Origin of the sequence: Nocardia noduli (assembly GCF_019038455.1) — a bacterium.
Classification (GTDB): Bacteria; Actinomycetota; Actinomycetes; order Mycobacteriales; family Mycobacteriaceae; genus Nocardia; species Nocardia noduli.
Genome location: NZ_JAFMPL010000141.1, coordinates 1 through 16,531 on the forward strand (window position 1 = coordinate 1; position 16,531 = coordinate 16,531).

The window sequence follows — 16,531 nt, forward strand, 5'->3', positions numbered from 1 at the left end:
GGAATCGGGTGAAGACGGCGGGGAGGGCGATGGCGGCCTCGAGGCGGGCGAGGGGGGCTCCGATGCAGTGGTGGGCGCCGTGGCCGAAGGACAGGTGGTCCTTGGTGGTGCGGTGGATGTCGAAGGCGGCGGCGGTGGGGCCGTAGACGCCGGGGTCGCGGCCCGCGGCGGCGTAGGACGCCAGGATGGGCTCGCCCTTGGGGATCAGGGTTCCCTCGACCTCGATATCCTCGACGGCGTAGCGCAGCGGGATGTGGGCCACCGGCGCCTCGTAGCGCAGGGTCTCCTCGACCACGTCGGACCACGAGGCCCGGCCTTCGACGACCTCGGCGCACTGCTCGGGGTGGGTCAGCAGGGCGAAGATGGCCTGGTCGAGCAGGTTCACGGTGGTCTCGTGTCCGGCGTTGATGACCAGGATCAGGGTGTCCACCAGTTCCTTCTCGGTCAGACGCGAACCGTCGTCCTCGTCACGGGTGGCGATCAGGACGCTGGTGACGTCGTCGCCGGGCGTCTCGCGCCGGAAGGCGACGAGTTCGCTCACGAGCCGGTACATCTCCAGGTAGTTGGCCAGCGCCTCTTCGGGGCCGAAGGACATGTCGAAGAAGCCGTCGACGCATGTGTGCATGCCGGGGCCGAGATGGTCGGGCACGCCCATCATCTCGGTGATGACCCGGATCGGCACCGGGTAGGCGTAGGCCTGGCGCAGGTCGACGGGCTCACCGTTCGGGACCTGCGCGAGCCGATCGAGCAGTTCGGCGGTGATCTCCTCGATCCTCGGGCGCAGCGCGGTGGAACGCCGGTGGGTGAACGCGGGTGAGACCAACCTGCGCAGCCTGCGGTGCTCGGGGCCGTACGCGGTGAACATATTGTCGACGGCGACCCACGCGTGCAGCGGCCACGCCTCGGTGATCTCACCGTTGATGAACGCGGACCAGTGCTGACGCGCGTCCTTGGACACGCGGGAATCGGCGAGCAGACTCTTCAGGACCGCGGCGTCGGTCACCGACCAGGCGGTCACACCGCCCGGTAATCCCACCGCCGTGACCGGTCCCGCGGCCCGGATCCTGCTCGACTCGCCCTGGATGTCCGCGCCGGTCGGATCCAGGACGATCGGTTGATTTTCCATGGGGAGGAACTCCTTACAACGGATTCATCGGGGGAGACGGTGGGAAGACGACCGGCAGCGCGGCGAGCGCGCGGTGGAACGGGCCGGGGCGCCACGCCAACTGGTCGGCGGGCACGGCGAGGTCCAACTCGGGCAGGGCATCGAGCAATTGGTCGATGGCGTCCTGCACGATCATGTAGGCCACGGATTTGGCCGGACAGGCGTGCGGGCCCGCGCTCCAGGCCAGGTGCGCGCGATTGCCGGTCCGGTCACCGCCGCGGATGGCTGGATCGTTGTTGCAGCCGGACAGGCTGATGACGACCGGCTGATGGGCGGGCAGCCAGGTGTTGTCGATGAGGATGGGCTGCCTCGGATAGGTCGTGCAGAAATTCGCCATCGGCGGGTCGTTGAACAGCACCTCGTCCAGGGCGTCACGGGTCGAGAGCGCGCCGCCGAGGACATTGCCGCCGAACCGTTCATCGGTGACCATGAGCAGCAACGTGTTGGCGATGAGATTCTGCTGGGGTTCGATACCCGCGCCGTAGAAACTGATCAGCTGACTCAGCATCTCGGTGTCGTCCAGACCTGCCGGGTGGTGGGCCAGGCGGGAGGTGACGTCGTCGCCGGGTTCGGCGCGCCGCAGCGCGATCAACTCGAGCAGCGCCGTGCTGAGCATCTCCATGCCGCGCGCCGCCTCGACGGTGTCGAAGAGCATCGCCATACCGGTGGCCACGCGCTGACCCAGTTCGGGCGAGCAGCCGACCATCTGGTTCAGCACTTCGAAGACGAGCGGAAACGCGTACTGGGACACCAGATCCGCCGACCCGGTCGTGCAGAAGGCGTTGATCAGCGGAACGGCGATCGTCTCGATCTTGGCGTGCAGCGCGTGCAGGTCGATCCCGTCGATCGCGCCGACGTAGGCCTGCCGGTAGCGCGTGTGCGCGGCGCCGCTGTTGCGCAACGCGTTCGGATGCCATTCCATCATCGGCTTGACCGGGGAATCGGCGGGGATGCTGTCCTGCCAGCCGCGCGGATCGGCCGGGAAGTGATCGGGATCGTTGAGGACCCGCAGTGCGGTCTGATAACCGAGTACGAGGGTCGCGGGAACACCCGGCGCGACTTCGATCGGGGCCATCGACCCGTACTGTCTGCGCATTTCTCGATAGGCGGCGTGTGGGTCCGCGGCGAATTCGGACGTGTGCAGGGGTAGTCGGGGTCCGTCGGTGTCGACCGGCGATCCGTGCTGGACCGGGCACAGACCCGAATCGACGGCCCGGGGAGTGAACGCGGCTGAACGTGGGTTGCTCAAAAGATATGGCTCCAAGAGGTGATACAGGATGTCGCCCGGGTGACAGCGGCGAGTGTCGGTGTCTGCCTCAACTGTCCCGCTCGACCTTCCCTCGCACCGCCGACCCCGGTGACCCCGGACGTGGGGTCCGATCGCGCACCGGAACCGCGGCAGGACGCGGCGGATCGTCCGAAGCGACCCACAGTGCCTACGGAACAGGCAGTTTCACAGATCGAAGCGATCGAGCGCGCGTACCCACCAGTCGTCCGAAACCCGACCGGCCATCCACGGTATCAGTACCGAACCGGCGGCAAGCCGGATGCGTCAACAAGATTCGACGGTCACTTCGACTGCCCGGCTTCGGGAACGTCGACGCGTTCGATCGCGGCACGAATCCACGTCGCCACCCGGCGTCGAGATCGCCCGATTCTCGGATATGTTCTACTACTTGGCTTTCCATCGGTCCGTGACTGCTTCCGAGCGGAATGCCGCGCGTGCCGACCACACCCGACAGACCCGGCGGCCGGGTCCTCCGGCGGATATCCTTCTCCAGCGAGACACCGCGCGGCAAGAATCATCGGTCCGATTCACCCGCGACTGTTCGCGCCCGCGCCGCGCGGGGACGCGCAGGTCGCGGGCGGCGGACCTGCCGTCGCCCCGAAGCGGGACCGCACGGGCCGTGCCCGGCACCGACACCGCGACTGGTAGCTTCGGGTGAGCATTGCCGAATGTCGGGCGCAAACTCCCGGCTACCGATTCCACGTCTCCAGGGGAGTTCTATGGCACGGCCACTTCGCACACACATTCCGTCCGGGTCGCGCCGCCGCGGCGCGTTGGCACTGTCCGCCGTGGCCGCGGGTCTGATGCTGACCGCGACGACGGCGGGCGCACGGCCGATCGGCCCCTTCGAGGTCGGTGGCGCGATCGAGGTGGAATACGACCAGCAGGGCGGACCCGCGGTCTTCGGCGATCCGACCGCTCCCGAGACCGACGCGGCGCGCGGCGGGAAGTTCCAGACGTTCGCGCGCAATGCCGCGATCTACTGGCAGCCCGATACCGGGGCGCATTCGGTGAACGGCGCGATCCGCGACAAATGGACCGAACTCGGCACCGAGACCGGGACGCTCGGATACCCGGTTACCGCCGAGCAAGTCACACCGTCCGGTTCCGGGCGTTTCAACCACTTCGAACGCGGATCGATCTACTGGTCGCTCGGCACCGCCGCGCACCAGGTCGGCGGACCGATCCGGGACAAATGGGCGGCCACCGGCTGGGAGAGCGGCCCGCTCGGATACCCACTGACCGACGAGGCCGCCGCCAAGAACAACGGCAGATACAACCTGTTCACCGGCGGCGCGATCTACTCCTCGCCGAGTACCGGCGCCCACGCCGTCTGGGGCGCGCTGCGCGACGACTGGGTCCGGGCGGGCGCGGAGAACGGCCGCTACGGCTATCCGACCAGCGACGAATACGACTACCAGGGCGGCAAGGCGCAGGACTTCCAGGGCGGCCGCATCACCTGGGTGCCGTGACCGGATAATTCGGTGCGGGAATAGCCTCGTCGCGGATACGTTCGTCCGAATGGTCGGATGAATGAGCGAGAGGGGCCGCCGGTGGCGATCGGAACAGTGGATTCGGCGGATTCGGCCATCGGATTCCGATCGGAACGGGGACCGATCCTCGCGGCGCTGATGTTGTCGACCGGACTGGTCGCGCTGGATTCGACGATCATCGCCACGGCGGTCCTGAGCATCACCGACAGTCTCGGCGGCTTCTCGCAATTCCCCTGGCTGTTCTCGATCTACCTGCTGGCCCAGGCCGTCACGGTGCCGATCTACGGCAAACTGGCCGACACCGTCGGGCGTAAACCGGTGATCCTGTTCGGCATCGTGGTCTTCGCTCTCGGGTCGCTGCTGTGCGGCCTGGCCGGAAATATGGTGCTGCTGATCATCTTCCGCGCGGTGCAGGGAATCGGCGCGGGTGCGATCCAGCCGATGACGATGGTGATCGCTGGCGACCTCTACACACTGTCCGAACGGGCCAAGGTGCAGGGCTATCTGGCCAGCGTCTGGGCGATGTCCGCGGTGCTCGGCCCGCTGCTCGGCGGCGTCTTCGCCGAGTACGTCAGCTGGCGGTGGATCTTCCTGGTGAATCTGCCGCTCTCGGCGGTGGCGGGATGGATGCTGCTGCGCAGTTTCCGCGAGACCGCGCCGCGCACCCGCACCAGCGTCGACTACCTGGGCGCGGGCCTGCTGACCGTCGCGGCCGGATCGCTCATCCTCGGACTGCTCGAAGGTGGTCAGGCCTGGGCGTGGTCCTCGCCGATCAGTATCGGGATCTTCGCGGCCGGGTCGCTGGTCCTGGTGCTGTTCGTGCTCGTGGAACGCGCCGCGGAGAATCCCGTGCTGCCGCTGTGGGTCTTCACCCGGCGTGTGGTGATCGCGAGCAGCCTGGTGTCGGTACTGGTCGGCGCGATCGTCCTCGGGCTCACCTCCTATGTCCCGACCTTCACCCAGGGGGTCCTCGGCACCGGGGCGCTGGTGGCAGGTCTCACGGTCGGCGCGCTCACCCTCGGCTGGCCGCTGGCCGCGTCCCAGGCGGGAAAGGTGTACCTGCGCATCGGTTTCCGCGGCACCGCGCTCATCGGCAGCGGACTGGCCACCCTCGGCGCCGCGAGCACACTGCTGATCACCGAGGATTCCACGCTGGCGCAGGTCGCGGCGTCGTGTTTCCTGGTCGGCGCGGGTATGGGCATGGTCGCGACCCCCACCCTGATCGCCGCCCAGACCAGCGCGGAATGGGCCGAACGCGGTGTGGTGACCTCGGCCAACATGTTCGCCCGTTCGCTGGGCAGCGCCGTGGGCGTCGCGGTGTTCGGCGCGATGGTCAATTCCCGGATCGGCGACACCGACCACCCCGAGCCCGCGATCCTGTCCGAAGCGGTGCACCTGGTCTTCCTCGCGATCGCCGCGATGGCGGTGGTCATGGTCGCCGCGTCGGCGATGATGCCGGGCCGGGCGGTCGTCGATCCGGCGGCGGTGAAATAAGGCACGGGTCCGATGACGTTGGCTCTTGATGTCATCCCACGACTAGGAGCCGCATTGCTTGACGTCCCGCTGTCAGTTCTGGATCTGGCGCCGGTGGAGGCCGGTCGTACCGCGGGCGAAGGGCTCGCGGCCACGACGGAGGTCGCGCGGCGCACCGAGGCACTCGGATATCACCGCTTCTGGGTGGCCGAGCACCACAACATGCCCGGGATCGCGAGTTCGGCCCCGAGCGTGCTGCTGGCGCATCTGGCCGCCGCCACCTCGACCATTCGTATCGGTTCCGGCGGTGTGATGCTGCCCAATCACGCGCCGCTCGTCGTCGCCGAACAATTCGGAACCCTGCACGCCCTGCATCCGGGCCGGGTCGATCTGGGCATCGGACGCGCGCCCGGTACGGATCAGGCGACGGCGCTCGCGCTGCGGCGCACCAGGGAGGGACTCAACGCCGATTCGTTCCCGCAGGAACTCGCGGCCCTGCTGCGCTACTTCCGCGGCACCGACTCCGCCGGAATCACCGCGACACCCGGACTCGGCGAGCAGCCCGATATCTGGCTGCTCGGCTCGAGCGGTTTCAGCGCGCAGGTGGCGGCGCTGCTGGGCCTGCCGTTCGCCTTCGCCCACCATTTCTCCGCCGCCAATACCGAACCGGCGCTGGCGCTGTATCGCGAGCAGTTCCGGCCCTCGGAACATCTGGACAAGCCGTACGCGATGGTCGCGGTCGCCGTGGTCTGCGCCGACACCGACGAGCGGGCCGAGGAATTGGCACTGCCACGTGACCTGGCATTCCTGCATCTGGCCGGTGGCAGGCCGCAGGCCCTGCCGACCCCGGAGGAGGCGGCGCGATATCCGCTCAGCGACCGGGAGCGGCAGTTCATCCTGTCCCGCCGCGAGGGCCAGGCGCTCGGCTCACCCGAGACCGTGCGACGCCAGCTCGGCGAACTGATGGAACGCACCGACGCCGACGAGCTGATGATCAACACGCTCGTCTACGACGTCGAGGATCGGGTGCGTTCCTTCGAACTCGTCAAGGAGAAGGTCGCCGCTTGATCGAGGTCGGCGTGATCGCGGGCCGCGCGATCGGGGCCCGCGTGCGTCGCAGACGGCCCGATTCGCGGTCAGCGCAGTCGGAATCCCTGTTTGAACAGGGATTCACGCAGCGTGTGCCGTCCGTTCAGGCTCGCCTCGGAGGCGAGCCTGGTCAGCACCCGATCGGTCCACGAATGCGAAAGTTCTTGTTCGGCATAGAATTGCGCGATCCGCCCCTCGTATTCGGTGACGTGATCGCGCTGCGCCTCGAGGCCGTAGGTCTCGTGGTGCAGCACCGCCTGCTGCGGCAGGCGCGGCTTGACCCTCGCGTCCTCGGCGGGATCGGGGTGACCGACCACGAGACCGAAGACCGCGAAAACGTGTTCGGGCAGACCGATTTCGGCCGCGACGACCTCGGGCTTGTTGCGCAACGCCCCGATGTAGACGGTGCCGAGCCCGAGCGATTCCGCGGCGACGACGGCGTTCTGCGCGGCCAGCGCGGCATCGATGAAACCGACATAGCTGGACTCGAGGTAGTCCGCGCCGTCGAGCGGGGCATCCCGGTCGCCCGCGAGCTGACGCAGCCGCGCGAAATCGGCGGTCCAGACCAGCAGTACCGGCGCCTGCAGAATATGTCGCTGATCACCCGCCACCGCCGCCAAGCGCGCTTTGCGTTCCGGATCGCGGACCGCCACGACGCTCCACACCTGGAGATTGGACGAGGTGGGCGCCGACTGGGCCGCGGACACCAACAGCCGCAGGGTGTCGTCGGAGACCGGATCGGGCAGGTACCTGCGCGCCGATCGATGCTCGTGCAGAACCTGCAGGACCGGATTCCAGTGCGCGGGATCGGCCGGGGCGGCATCCCGGTATCGCTGCGCGACGATGTGGGCGGGGGTCGGCACGGTCTGCGTCATGAATTGTCATCCTGGCCCGTGCGACACCGCGTGTCTGCGGTAAGCGTCACCCTGAACCGAACCCGATCACCGTGCCGTCGACCGTGGGCGACGGGTACTGTTGGTTAGGCATACCTAATTTATCGAAACTTTCGGAGGCAATCTTGGCGCGACCCCGCACCACCCTCACCGTGCAACGCACCGAGTGGCTGACCCCGCATCTCATCCGGGTCCACCTCGGCGGACCGGGCTTCGCCACGTTCCGTCCGAGTGAATTCACCGACTCCTACGTGAAATTCATCTTCGACCGGGACGGCGTCGAGGTGCTGCGCACCTATACCGTCCGCTCGGTCGATCCGGTCGCCGGACAGTTGGCCGCCGATTTCGTCTATCACGGCAGCGAGGGTGTCGCAGGCCCGTGGGCCGCGACGGCGGAACCGGGCCAGACCATCGATGTCTACGGACCGGGCGGGGCGTACTCGCCCCGCGCCGACGCCGACTGGCATCTGCTTGCGGGCGACGAGGCCGCGCTGCCCGCCATCGCCGCGGCGCTGGAGGCCATGAAGAGTTCCGCCGTCGGACGCGTCTTCGTCGAAGTCGGCGGGCCCGATGACGAACTTCCGCTGGTCAAGCCGGACGGCGTCGAACTCACCTGGCTGCATCGCGGCAGTCGCGAACCGGGCGAGGCGCTCGCCGAGGCGGTGCGCGCGGCGCCGTGGAACGACGGACAGGTCCAGGTCTTCATCCACGGCGAGGCGCAGGCCGTCATGCGGGATCTGCGCCGCTACATCCGCCGCGAACGCAACGTCTCCGCCGAGTGGGCCAATTCGATCTCCGGTTACTGGCGACGCGGCCGCACCGAAGAAGGCTTCCGCGAATGGAAAGCCGCGCTCGCGACCGAGGAATCCGCGCCCGCCGCGAGTTGAGCATCCGCCGAGGCCGGGGCGGGATCCGCCCCCGCCGCGACGGGTTCGGCGGGGCCCTCGGCACGGAAGCCCGGTAGGCGGCCGTGGACCGAGGGGATCATGAGCTGGATGAGCGGCCCGATCCCCAACGCGTAGACGACCGTCCCTATCCCGACGCTGCCGCCGAGTATCCAGCCGACGGACAGCACCGTCACCTCTATACCCGTGCGTATCAACCGAACCGAGAGACCCGTGCGGCGAACCAGACCCGTCATCAGTCCGTCGCGGGGCCCCGGTCCCATCCCCGCACCGATGTAGAGCACCGTCGCGGCGGCATTGAGCACCACGGCCACGAGCATCGCGCCGAGCCGCACCGGCAGGTCGTGCCATTGCGGCAGCAGCCACAATCCGATGTCGACCGAGATCCCGATCACCACGACATTGCTGACGGTCCCGAGCCCCGGCCGTTGTCGCAGCGGGATCCAGGCCAGCAGCACGACCACTCCCGTGACCGCCGTCACCGCCCCGAAACTGAGCGGGACGTGCCCGGCGATCCCCTGGTGGAAGACGTCCCACGGATCCAGCCCGAGTCCGGCCCGCACCATCACGGCCATGGAGAACCCGTACAACCAGAGTCCGGAATACAGCGCGGCGAGCCGCCGAAACAACATCACTCCAGCCTGACGGCTACTGGCTCCCGAAAACAGGGCCACTCCCCCACTACTGGACCGACTCTCGACGAGGCGGCCGGGATCCACCTCTACCATGAACGCATGGGCACCGATCGTGAGGTATTGCGCGCGACTTTCGACACCGCCGCAGCACATTACGGGGATGCGCGACCCGGTTATCCCGACGCGCTGTTCGCCGACCTGATCGCCGCGACCGGGGTGACCCCCTCCGCCGCTCTGCTCGAAATCGGTTGCGGTCCGGGCACAGCCACCATCGCACTGGCCGGAGCGGGTTTCGCGATCACGGCGGTCGAACTCGGTGCGGCGATGGCGGCGACGGCACGGCGACGGCTGGCCGAATTCCCTCGGGTCTCGGTGATCACCTCGGCGTTCGAGGAATGGGATCCGGGGCGGGAGGTCGTGTTCGACCTGATCTACGCGGCCACCGCGTGGAAATGGGTCGACCCGACCGTGAAGTACGAACGTGCCGCCGCGCTGCTGCGCCCCGGCGGTCATCTGGCGGTATGGGCCGCCGATCATGCCTTTCCCGAAGGATTCGACCCGTTCTTCACCGAGATCCAGCGGGTCTACGACGAGATCGGCGAGAGTGTCCCCGTGTGGCCGCCGCCCCCACCCGACGAGCGGATCGACACCACCGCGGACGAATTCGTCGACTCGGGCCGTTTCGAGGTGACCGCGTCACACCGCTATCTGTGGTCGATCGACTATTCGGCGGATTCCTATATCGCGCTGCTCGACACCTTCTCCGGCCATATCGCGATGTCCCCGGTGAGGCGCGAGTACCTGTACCGCGAGATCCGCCGCCGCCTGGCCGAGCGTCCGGAAGACCGGCTGACCCGGCACTGGTCCGCGACGCTCACCGTCGGACGACGCCGCTGAGACAACACCACCGAGACAACGCCGCGAGAACCGTCCTGACACCTCGCGCGACAGATCTCCCGGCTGCGATACGGACCGCCGCGAGGCCGGTAGCGTCGCGGTGATGAGCATCCTCGAGGTCGGCGTCGTCGGGTACGGACTCGCCGGATCGGTATTCCACGCGCCGCTGATCGCCGCGGAACCGCGAACGCGGCTGGCGACCGTGGTCACCGGGTCGGCGCAACGGGCCGAGCAGGCACGCCGGGATCATCCGGGCGTGCGCGTCGTACCGGACGTGGACGCGCTCTTCGAGGACATCGGCGCGCTGGACCTGCTCGTGATCGCGTCTCCGAACGACACTCACGCGCCGTTGGCGCAGCGCGCGCTGCGGGCCGGGGTCGCCGTCGTGGTGGACAAACCGTTCGCCGTGACCTCCGCCCAGGCCGAGGAGGTGCTCGCCGCCGCGCAATCGGCCGGTGTCGCGCTGTCGGTCTTCCAGAACCGGCGCTGGGACGGGGATTTCCTGACCGTCGGCAGTCTGATCGCGTCCGGGCGACTGGGCGAGGTGCGACGATTCGAATCCCGGTTCGAGCGGTGGCGGCCGGTGTCCAAGGGTGGCTGGCGCGAGAGCGGGGCGCCCGAGCAGGGCGCCGGGCTGCTGTTCGATCTCGGCAGCCATCTCCTCGACCAAGCCTTCGCCCTGTTCGGTCCGGTGCATTCGGTGTACTGCGAACTCGACCGACGACGCGAGGGGATCCGGACCGACGACGACGTCTTCCTCGCGCTCACCCACGCCTGCGGGGTGCGCTCACACCTGTGGGCGAGCGCGGTCACACCGCTGCTCGGACCCCGATTTCGGGTGCTCGGTTCGACAGCGGGCTATCGCAGTTTCGGACTCGATCCGCAGGAGGAGGCATTGCGCGCGGGACGCCGTCCCGGTGACGAGGGTTGGGGCGCTGTCGAATCCGATCGGTGGGGGACCTTCGGTGCGGAACCCGATCTCGCGCCCGAGCCCACCCTCCCCGGCGACTATCCCGCCTTCTACGCCGCGATGGCCGCCGCCGTGCTCGACGGCACACCGGTCCCCGTCGACCCGTACGACGCGCTCGTCACCACTCGACTACTCGAAGCCGCGCGGGAATCGGCGCAGACCGAGCGGATCGTGCGGGTCTGATCCCGCGCCACGCCCGACCCGCGGGCACATCCGCGCGATCGGCGACGGAACACCGCGGTAGACCGCATCCTGGAACATGAGCCCGAGCGGGCACGCGGTTCGGCGGATAGGGTGCGGCGGTGGACAGAGCGGAACTGGTCGATCGCGGCGCCTCCATCGCGGATCGGCTGACGACAACGCAAGTGCCGCCACCGTGGTGGCTGGTGGTCGTGACCGGGTTGGTCGCCCTGGTCCTCGTGGCCTACGGGCCGCTGTGGCGGATCACGCGCAATGTGGTGACCATCGCGCACGAGGGCGGGCACGCCCTGATCGCGCTGCTCACCGGACGCCGTCTCGACAGCATCACCCTGCATTCGGACACCTCGGGTCTGACCGTTTCCAGCGGAAAGCCCTACGGCCCGGGCATGATTCTCACCGCCATGGCGGGCTATCCCGCTCCCCCGCTGCTCGGCCTCGGTTTCGCGGCGCTGCTCGGCGCGGAGCGCATCACCTTGATGCTGTGGACCTCCATCGTGCTGCTCGCCGCGGTGCTGATCAAAGTGCGCAACATCTACGGCCTGTGCACCGTCTTCGCGCTCGGCGCGACGATTTTCGCGGTGTCGTGGTTCGGCACCGATACCGTGCAGGCCGCGGTCGCCTTTCTCGGCGCCTGGTTCCTGCTCCTCGCCGGGGCACGGCCGGTGATCGAATTGCAGCGCGGCCGTTCCCGGCGACTGCGCAACACACCGCACAACGTCGGCTCCGACGCCGACCAATTGGCCGGGCTCACCCGCATTCCCGGCATCCTGTGGGTGCTGTTCTTCGGCGCGATCGCCGTCGCGGCACTGGTGGTCGGCGGCGGCCTGCTGCTCTCGGACGCGACCGGGGTGTGTATCCCGGTGGTGTCGGGTGAATCGTGCCAGGCCCCGACCTCGACGAGTGGCTAGCCCGCGGCCAGCGCGGCGATCACCGTCCGAACCAGTTCGGCCGGTGGACGTGTCGCGTCGACGGTGACACCGCGCTCGTCGGCGGCGAGCGGTCGCAGGGTGTCGAGTTGGGAGTCCAGGAGGGTCGCGGGCATGAAATGACCACCGCGGGCACGTATTCGGCGCTCGAGTTCGGCACGGGTGACATCGAGATGCACGAAGAAGGCGGGCGCCGCCGCGCGCAGGCGGTCCCGATACCCGCGCTCGAGCGCCGAACAGGCGACGACGCCGCCCGAGAGGCGATGCGCGGCCAGCCAGTCGGCGACGGCGTCGAGCCACGGAATCCGGTCGGCGGTGCTCAGCGCGACACCCGCGGCCATCTTCTCGATATTCGCCGCCGGGTGGAAATCGTCGCCGTCGGCGTAGTCGACCGCGAGCGCGGCGGCCAGGCGCGGACCGACGGTCGACTTGCCCGACGCGGACACCCCCATCACGACGACTACCGGCGGCCTGCGTTCCCCGAGCTCAGTCACGCGCGTACAGGGTGCTCATCCAGATATGGGTGAGCACGTCGACCAACTGTTCCTCGTCGTTCAACGGCGCGACGTCGATGGCCGCCAGATAGTGCAGACGTTCCCCGAGCCAGGTCAGCGCGGTCGCGAGCGCCTTCGTGTCCGGAATGTCGTCGCGCAGCACCCCGGCCGCGGCGTCGGCCTCCAACCTGGCCTCGGTCGTGGCCGTGAACGTGCTCATCTGTTCCAGCCACAATTCGGCCAAACCCGGGTCGCTGCGCCAGTTCTCGACGATCGCGCGCAGGATATGCGGGTGTTCGCGCCACAGCCGCGCGCTCTCGGCGACACCGTAGCGAATCGTGTTGCGCCGCTCACCTTCCGCCTCGTGTCCGAGTGACGGGTGTGCCGCGTCGTGTCCGCGCGCGACGGTCCGGCGCACGAGTTCGGCCAGGACCTCGTGTTTGCTCCCGAAGTGGAAATAGAAGGTGCCGCGAGCCACGTCGGCGCGGGTCAGGACGTCGGCCACGCTGAACTCGTTGAAGGACCGCTCGGCCAGTAACTCGCTGGTCGCGTCGAGAATATGCTGTCGCACCGATCTTCCCTGCCCCCGGCGCGGACGTCGCGGGGTCGATTCACCTGCGGTCACCATCGCGAAACCGTAGCAACAATTCCGAACAGTTTGTCTATACATAGTGTCTAGACGAATCGTCTAGACACTATGTACATTGATGCTGTCCGGAGTCCTCAGCTCGAGGCGCGCCGACCAGGGAGAGGCACCATGAACGATCCTTCGACCTTGGACACCAGCGGATTACGGCGCGCGTTCGCCGCGACCCGCGCCGTTCTCGCGGTCGTCCGAGACGACCAACTCGACGCGCCGACGCCGTGCGCTTCCTGGAACGTGGACGCACTGATCCGCCACATGATCGACGCGGCACGCTCGGCCCGCGACGCGATCGACGGCGTCACCGAGCGGGTCGCCGACACCGACGAGAACCACACCGTCGGCGACTATCTCGACGCGTACGACGACGGCATTCGAAAGACGCCGGCCGCCTTCGGAACTCTGCGCGCCGACACCTCGCTGTTCGGCGGCCGTCTCTCCGCGAGCGCGCTATTGCTCATGTCGACCCAGGACCAGTTCATCCACGGCTGGGATCTCGCTCGCGCGGTGGGACATTCGACGAATCTGGATCCGGAACTGGCCGACGGACTGCTCGCCCACGCCCGGACCTGGGTGCTCGACGGTCATCGCGGCGCCGACGGCGTCGGCCTCTTCGGACCGGCGGCCCGGACATCCTCCGAGTACCCCGCCGATCGACTCGCCGCGTTCCTCGGACGCGAGATGTGACCGCGCGACCGAGGCCGTGAGGTCACTGCATCCAGCCCCGCGCCACCATGATGTGTTCGGCGAGATCCTCGATCGTCATCATCTCGGGATGGCTGTAGTACATCAACTCGAAGCGGCGTTGGCGCCAGTGCGTCGGGTCCACGCGTCCCGAGTCGCTTGTGTCGCACAATGATTCGAGACGGCCGAGATCGAACGGTTCCTTTCCGCGCGCGTGGGCGTCGGCTTTCACCGCGGCCAGGCGTTCGGATCGCGTCGAATCCTGACGCTGCCATACATGCGCCGCGAAACGGCGCGCGTCATCGACGTCCACCGTCGCCCTCCTATCCGCTCACGCGACCAGGCCCGACCACCTTCGATGTCCATCCGTGCACAAGGCCACCGCCGGTGATTATTCGCCCCGACATTTCCGATTCGTACACATCCCACCTGCACCCCTCGGCCGAACGTCGATCAGAGTAGCGCGGTTCCACTCCGCTATCCAGGGATCGCCGCCACCGTTCCCGCGACCACCGCTCACCCGACACCACCGCCTCATCCGGTGAAGAACAGGCCCGCCCCGCAGGCGTCGCGCGCCGAGACGAAGAATCCGTCACCGGTCGGCTGGATCGGGATGCCGTGGTCCTCGACGATATCGCGCGCCTCGGCGGCGTCGGCGACGCGGATCGTCATGGCCGCGAGGTAGGAGTCGGCGGGAACCGGTTCCCCCGGCAGTACCTTCTCGGCATCGGCGGCCCGCACGAATTCCATGTGGACGGAACCGGTTCGGAGCAGCGTCAGCGGTCCCTCCTCGTACGGGGGCAGTTCGAGGATGCGCACGTAGCGGTCGACGATCGCGTCGAAGGCGTCCTCGCTCGCGACGATCAGGACCGCACCGATCCCGCGCGCGCCGTTGTCGTGGACGAGGGAGCGCGGCCGGTGCACGTGGTCACGCGTGAGATGTTGAGCGAGGCCGAGATATCCCTCCGGTGTCGAGCGCGGGTCGATACGCACCGCCTTCGCCCGGACGGTGCGGACGCCGTCCTCGGTGTCGACATCGCGGGCCAGATCGAGCACACCGGAGGTGCGCAACCCCGCCGCCGCCAACCGCTCGGCGGAGACGACGGCATCGGCGGTTTCCAGGTTCAACAGGCGCAACCCCTCGTATCGCTCGATCACGGCGCGGGTGTGCCACGGATCGGGAGCGGATTCGTCGACGATCCCGAGCAGTTCGATGGAGGAGTCACCGAACAGGACGCATCGGTCGGCCGCGCGTCCGGGCACCGGCGGCTCACCGGGGCCCGCGCCGAGCAGATGCCGCGAGTGCGGGCTCACGGTGAATCCGAGTTCGGTGTAGCGCCGTGCCAGCCCGTCGAGATCGCGAGTGACGATCCCGGCGTGGTGAAAACCCGATACTTCTGTCATGGCTGCGAGCCTGCGGCCGGGAGTCGTGCGCGTCACCGGAATATCGCCGCCACGCCGCAATCCGACACTGTCCTAGTCTGGAGCGGTGGATTCGGTCACCCTGGACGCCGTCGATCGCGGACTGCTGCACGCGCTCCAGGTCGACGGGCGCGCGCCGTTCAGCAGGATCGCGGAGGTTCTCGACGTCGCCGACCGGACGGTCGCGCGTCGTTTCGCTCGCCTGCGCGCGCACGGACTCGCCCGCGTCACCGGCGTTCCCGACAGCGGGCGGATCGGATACGCCGAATGGTTCCTCCGGATCAGTGTGCGTCCCGGCGGTGCCGCCGCCGTCGCCGGGGAACTGGCCCGCAGACCGGACACGGCGTGGGTGATCGTCCTGTCCGGCGGGAGCGAGGTGACCGCGATCGTGCGGGTCGACGGTGAACAGCCGCCGCCGATGGCGTCGCTGACCCGCGCGCCGCAGGTCGTCTCGCTCGACACCCAACGACTGCTGCGCCACCTCACCGACAGACAGTGGCCGGGCCGGACCTCCGCGCTGACCCCGGATCAGATTCTCGCGCTGTCGACACCGCGATCGGAGGAATCGGGCCGGGTCGCGCTGACCGATCTCGACCGCCGTCTGCTGCCCGCGCTGGCACGCGACGGCCGGACCGACTACCAGCACCTGGCCCGTGGGCTCGGCTGGTCCGATTCGGCGGTACGGCGGCGGCTGGAAGAGTTGCGCCGCAACCGGGTTCTGCGCTTCGACGTCGAAGTCGATGCCGCCGTACTCGGTTTCCCGGTCCAAGCGGCGCTCTGGCTCGACGTCGCTCCCGCACACCTGCTCGCGGTGGGTCGCGCGCTCGCCACGCACCCGGAGATCGCGCACGCGTGCGCGACGACCGGATCGCACAGCATCGTCGCCGTCGCGGTGTGCCGGGATTCGGAGGGACTGTTCGGCTATCTCACCGAACGCATCGGCGCGATCGACGGGGTGCGGCACGTGGAGACCGCGCCGATCACCTCGATCGTCAAACGCGCGGCGCCCCTCTGAGTAACCGATCCGGGGCGCACGCACGAGCGTCACGGCGCGCTACCCGCCGAGCCTGATCGTCGGCGAAAGCACCGAATATCTCCTGGTAGGAGTACGCCCGACGACAATCGGAGGTAGTTCCTCCGCTTTTCCTGTACCGTCGAGTATGAGCTTGTCCCGTCGCCAGTTGTTGAGGATCGGCACCGCCGGATCGGCGGCGCTACTGGTGGGAACGTCGGCGGTCGGCAGCAGCCGATTCCGCGCCCCACGAATGTCGGGCGACCCGTTCAGCCTCGGGGTCGCCTCGGGTGATCCCACGCCCGACGGCGTCGTGCTGTGGACCCGGCTCGCCCCCGATC

The 16,531-nt window shown here is 68.5% G+C and carries 18 protein-coding genes; 10 read left to right on the forward strand and 8 right to left on the reverse strand.

Annotated features, from left to right (window positions below; translation table 11 throughout):
- The coding region (locus JZ792_RS37810; RefSeq protein ID WP_216917703.1) for a cytochrome P450 family protein at window positions 1-1,126 on the reverse strand (1,126 nt) is incomplete at its 3' end.
- Window positions 1,127-1,139: 13 nt separating this feature from the next.
- Complete coding sequence (locus JZ792_RS37815; RefSeq protein ID WP_254190883.1) at window positions 1,140-2,240, reverse strand: cytochrome P450; 1,101 nt, start codon at window positions 2,238-2,240, stop codon at window positions 1,140-1,142.
- 932 nt (window positions 2,241-3,172) lie between these two features.
- Between JZ792_RS37815 and JZ792_RS37820 the strand changes: the two genes are divergently transcribed.
- From JZ792_RS37820 to JZ792_RS37830, 3 genes are all read left to right on the forward strand, one after another.
- Window positions 3,173-3,925, forward strand: coding sequence for an LGFP repeat-containing protein (locus tag JZ792_RS37820; protein ID WP_216917704.1), 753 nt, complete (start codon window positions 3,173-3,175; stop codon window positions 3,923-3,925).
- An 87-nt stretch (window positions 3,926-4,012) separates the two neighbouring features.
- Window positions 4,013-5,440 (forward strand): MDR family MFS transporter, encoded by a 1,428-nt coding sequence (locus JZ792_RS37825; RefSeq protein WP_308165613.1) that lies wholly within the window; start codon window positions 4,013-4,015, stop codon window positions 5,438-5,440.
- Between the two features lie 12 nt (window positions 5,441-5,452).
- Window positions 5,453-6,487: an LLM class flavin-dependent oxidoreductase gene (locus JZ792_RS37830; RefSeq protein ID WP_254190884.1), complete on the forward strand. Its 1,035-nt coding sequence runs from the start codon at window positions 5,453-5,455 to the stop codon at window positions 6,485-6,487.
- A gap of 68 nt (window positions 6,488-6,555) precedes the next feature.
- Here the strand turns inward: JZ792_RS37830 and JZ792_RS37835 are convergent, their stop codons facing one another.
- Window positions 6,556-7,383 (reverse strand): NADPH-dependent oxidoreductase, encoded by an 828-nt coding sequence (locus JZ792_RS37835; protein ID WP_216917706.1) that lies wholly within the window; start codon window positions 7,381-7,383, stop codon window positions 6,556-6,558.
- Window positions 7,384-7,526: 143 nt separating this feature from the next.
- Here JZ792_RS37835 and JZ792_RS37840 point away from each other — a divergent pair, with 143 nt between their 5' ends.
- Complete coding sequence (locus JZ792_RS37840) at window positions 7,527-8,288, forward strand: siderophore-interacting protein (RefSeq protein WP_216917707.1); 762 nt, start codon at window positions 7,527-7,529, stop codon at window positions 8,286-8,288.
- Here JZ792_RS37840 and yczE read toward each other — a convergent pair.
- Window positions 8,201-8,938 carry a membrane protein YczE gene (gene yczE / locus JZ792_RS37845; RefSeq protein WP_254190885.1) on the reverse strand — a complete coding sequence of 246 codons (738 nt, stop codon included), beginning with the start codon at window positions 8,936-8,938 and terminating at the stop codon, window positions 8,201-8,203. The genes JZ792_RS37840 and yczE overlap by 88 nt on opposite strands.
- Window positions 8,939-9,040: 102 nt before the next feature.
- Between yczE and JZ792_RS37850 the strand changes: the two genes are divergently transcribed.
- The 3 genes from JZ792_RS37850 to JZ792_RS37860 all read left to right on the forward strand — a co-directional run bounded on the left by JZ792_RS37850 (window position 9,041) and on the right by JZ792_RS37860 (window position 11,917).
- A complete protein-coding gene (locus JZ792_RS37850; RefSeq protein WP_216917708.1) occupies window positions 9,041-9,838 on the forward strand; it encodes a class I SAM-dependent methyltransferase in 798 nt (265 codons plus the stop codon).
- A 103-nt stretch (window positions 9,839-9,941) separates the two neighbouring features.
- Window positions 9,942-10,991, forward strand: coding sequence for a Gfo/Idh/MocA family oxidoreductase (locus tag JZ792_RS37855; RefSeq protein WP_216917709.1), 1,050 nt, complete (start codon window positions 9,942-9,944; stop codon window positions 10,989-10,991).
- A 119-nt stretch (window positions 10,992-11,110) separates the two neighbouring features.
- Window positions 11,111-11,917 (forward strand): M50 family metallopeptidase, encoded by an 807-nt coding sequence (locus JZ792_RS37860; protein ID WP_216917710.1) that lies wholly within the window; start codon window positions 11,111-11,113, stop codon window positions 11,915-11,917.
- Here the strand turns inward: JZ792_RS37860 and JZ792_RS37865 are convergent.
- Both JZ792_RS37865 and JZ792_RS37870 read right to left on the reverse strand, forming a co-directional pair.
- Entirely contained in the window at window positions 11,914-12,387 is a 474-nt protein-coding gene (locus JZ792_RS37865; protein WP_216917719.1) for a gluconokinase, read from the reverse strand. The genes JZ792_RS37860 and JZ792_RS37865 overlap by 4 nt on opposite strands.
- A 34-nt stretch (window positions 12,388-12,421) precedes the next feature.
- Window positions 12,422-13,000 (reverse strand): TetR/AcrR family transcriptional regulator, encoded by a 579-nt coding sequence (locus JZ792_RS37870; RefSeq protein ID WP_216917711.1) that lies wholly within the window; start codon window positions 12,998-13,000, stop codon window positions 12,422-12,424.
- Between the two features lie 186 nt (window positions 13,001-13,186).
- On the opposite strand from JZ792_RS37870, the gene JZ792_RS37875 reads away from it, so the two are divergent.
- On the forward strand, window positions 13,187-13,759 hold the full coding sequence (locus JZ792_RS37875) for a TIGR03086 family metal-binding protein (RefSeq protein ID WP_216917712.1): 573 nt from the start codon (window positions 13,187-13,189) through the stop codon (window positions 13,757-13,759).
- Window positions 13,760-13,781: 22 nt separating this feature from the next.
- Here JZ792_RS37875 and JZ792_RS37880 read toward each other — a convergent pair whose 3' ends face one another.
- Window positions 13,782-14,069, reverse strand: coding sequence for a hypothetical protein (locus tag JZ792_RS37880; protein ID WP_216917713.1), 288 nt, complete (start codon window positions 14,067-14,069; stop codon window positions 13,782-13,784).
- A 221-nt stretch (window positions 14,070-14,290) separates the two neighbouring features.
- The gene (locus tag JZ792_RS37885; protein WP_216917714.1) at window positions 14,291-15,160 is read right to left on the reverse strand and encodes a VOC family protein; all 870 of its coding nucleotides are present in this window, start codon (window positions 15,158-15,160) and stop codon (window positions 14,291-14,293) included.
- Between the two features lie 85 nt (window positions 15,161-15,245).
- Between JZ792_RS37885 and JZ792_RS37890 the strand changes: the two genes are divergently transcribed.
- Together JZ792_RS37890 and JZ792_RS37895 are read left to right on the forward strand one after the other, a co-directional pair.
- Window positions 15,246-16,193 carry an Lrp/AsnC family transcriptional regulator gene (locus JZ792_RS37890; protein ID WP_216917715.1) on the forward strand — a complete coding sequence of 316 codons (948 nt, stop codon included), beginning with the start codon at window positions 15,246-15,248 and terminating at the stop codon, window positions 16,191-16,193.
- 145 nt (window positions 16,194-16,338) lie between these two features.
- On the forward strand, window positions 16,339-16,531 hold a 193-nt coding region (locus JZ792_RS37895; protein ID WP_216917716.1), incomplete at its 3' end, for a PhoD-like phosphatase N-terminal domain-containing protein.

Coding starts and splice junctions, on each gene's coding strand:
- JZ792_RS37815 (WP_254190883.1), bottom strand. CDS start 2,240: ATGGCCCCGATCGAAGTCGCGCCGGGTGTTCCCGCGACCCTCGTACTC.
- JZ792_RS37820 (WP_216917704.1), top strand. CDS start 3,173: ATGGCACGGCCACTTCGCACACACATTCCGTCCGGGTCGCGCCGCCGC.
- JZ792_RS37830 (WP_254190884.1), top strand. CDS start 5,453: ATGACGTTGGCTCTTGATGTCATCCCACGACTAGGAGCCGCATTGCTT.
- JZ792_RS37835 (WP_216917706.1), bottom strand. CDS start 7,383: ATGACGCAGACCGTGCCGACCCCCGCCCACATCGTCGCGCAGCGATAC.
- yczE (WP_254190885.1), bottom strand. CDS start 8,938: ATGTTGTTTCGGCGGCTCGCCGCGCTGTATTCCGGACTCTGGTTGTAC.
- JZ792_RS37850 (WP_216917708.1), top strand. CDS start 9,041: ATGGGCACCGATCGTGAGGTATTGCGCGCGACTTTCGACACCGCCGCA.
- JZ792_RS37855 (WP_216917709.1), top strand. CDS start 9,942: ATGAGCATCCTCGAGGTCGGCGTCGTCGGGTACGGACTCGCCGGATCG.
- JZ792_RS37865 (WP_216917719.1), bottom strand. CDS start 12,387: ATGGGGGTGTCCGCGTCGGGCAAGTCGACCGTCGGTCCGCGCCTGGCC.
- JZ792_RS37875 (WP_216917712.1), top strand. CDS start 13,187: ATGAACGATCCTTCGACCTTGGACACCAGCGGATTACGGCGCGCGTTC.
- JZ792_RS37885 (WP_216917714.1), bottom strand. CDS start 15,160: ATGACAGAAGTATCGGGTTTTCACCACGCCGGGATCGTCACTCGCGAT.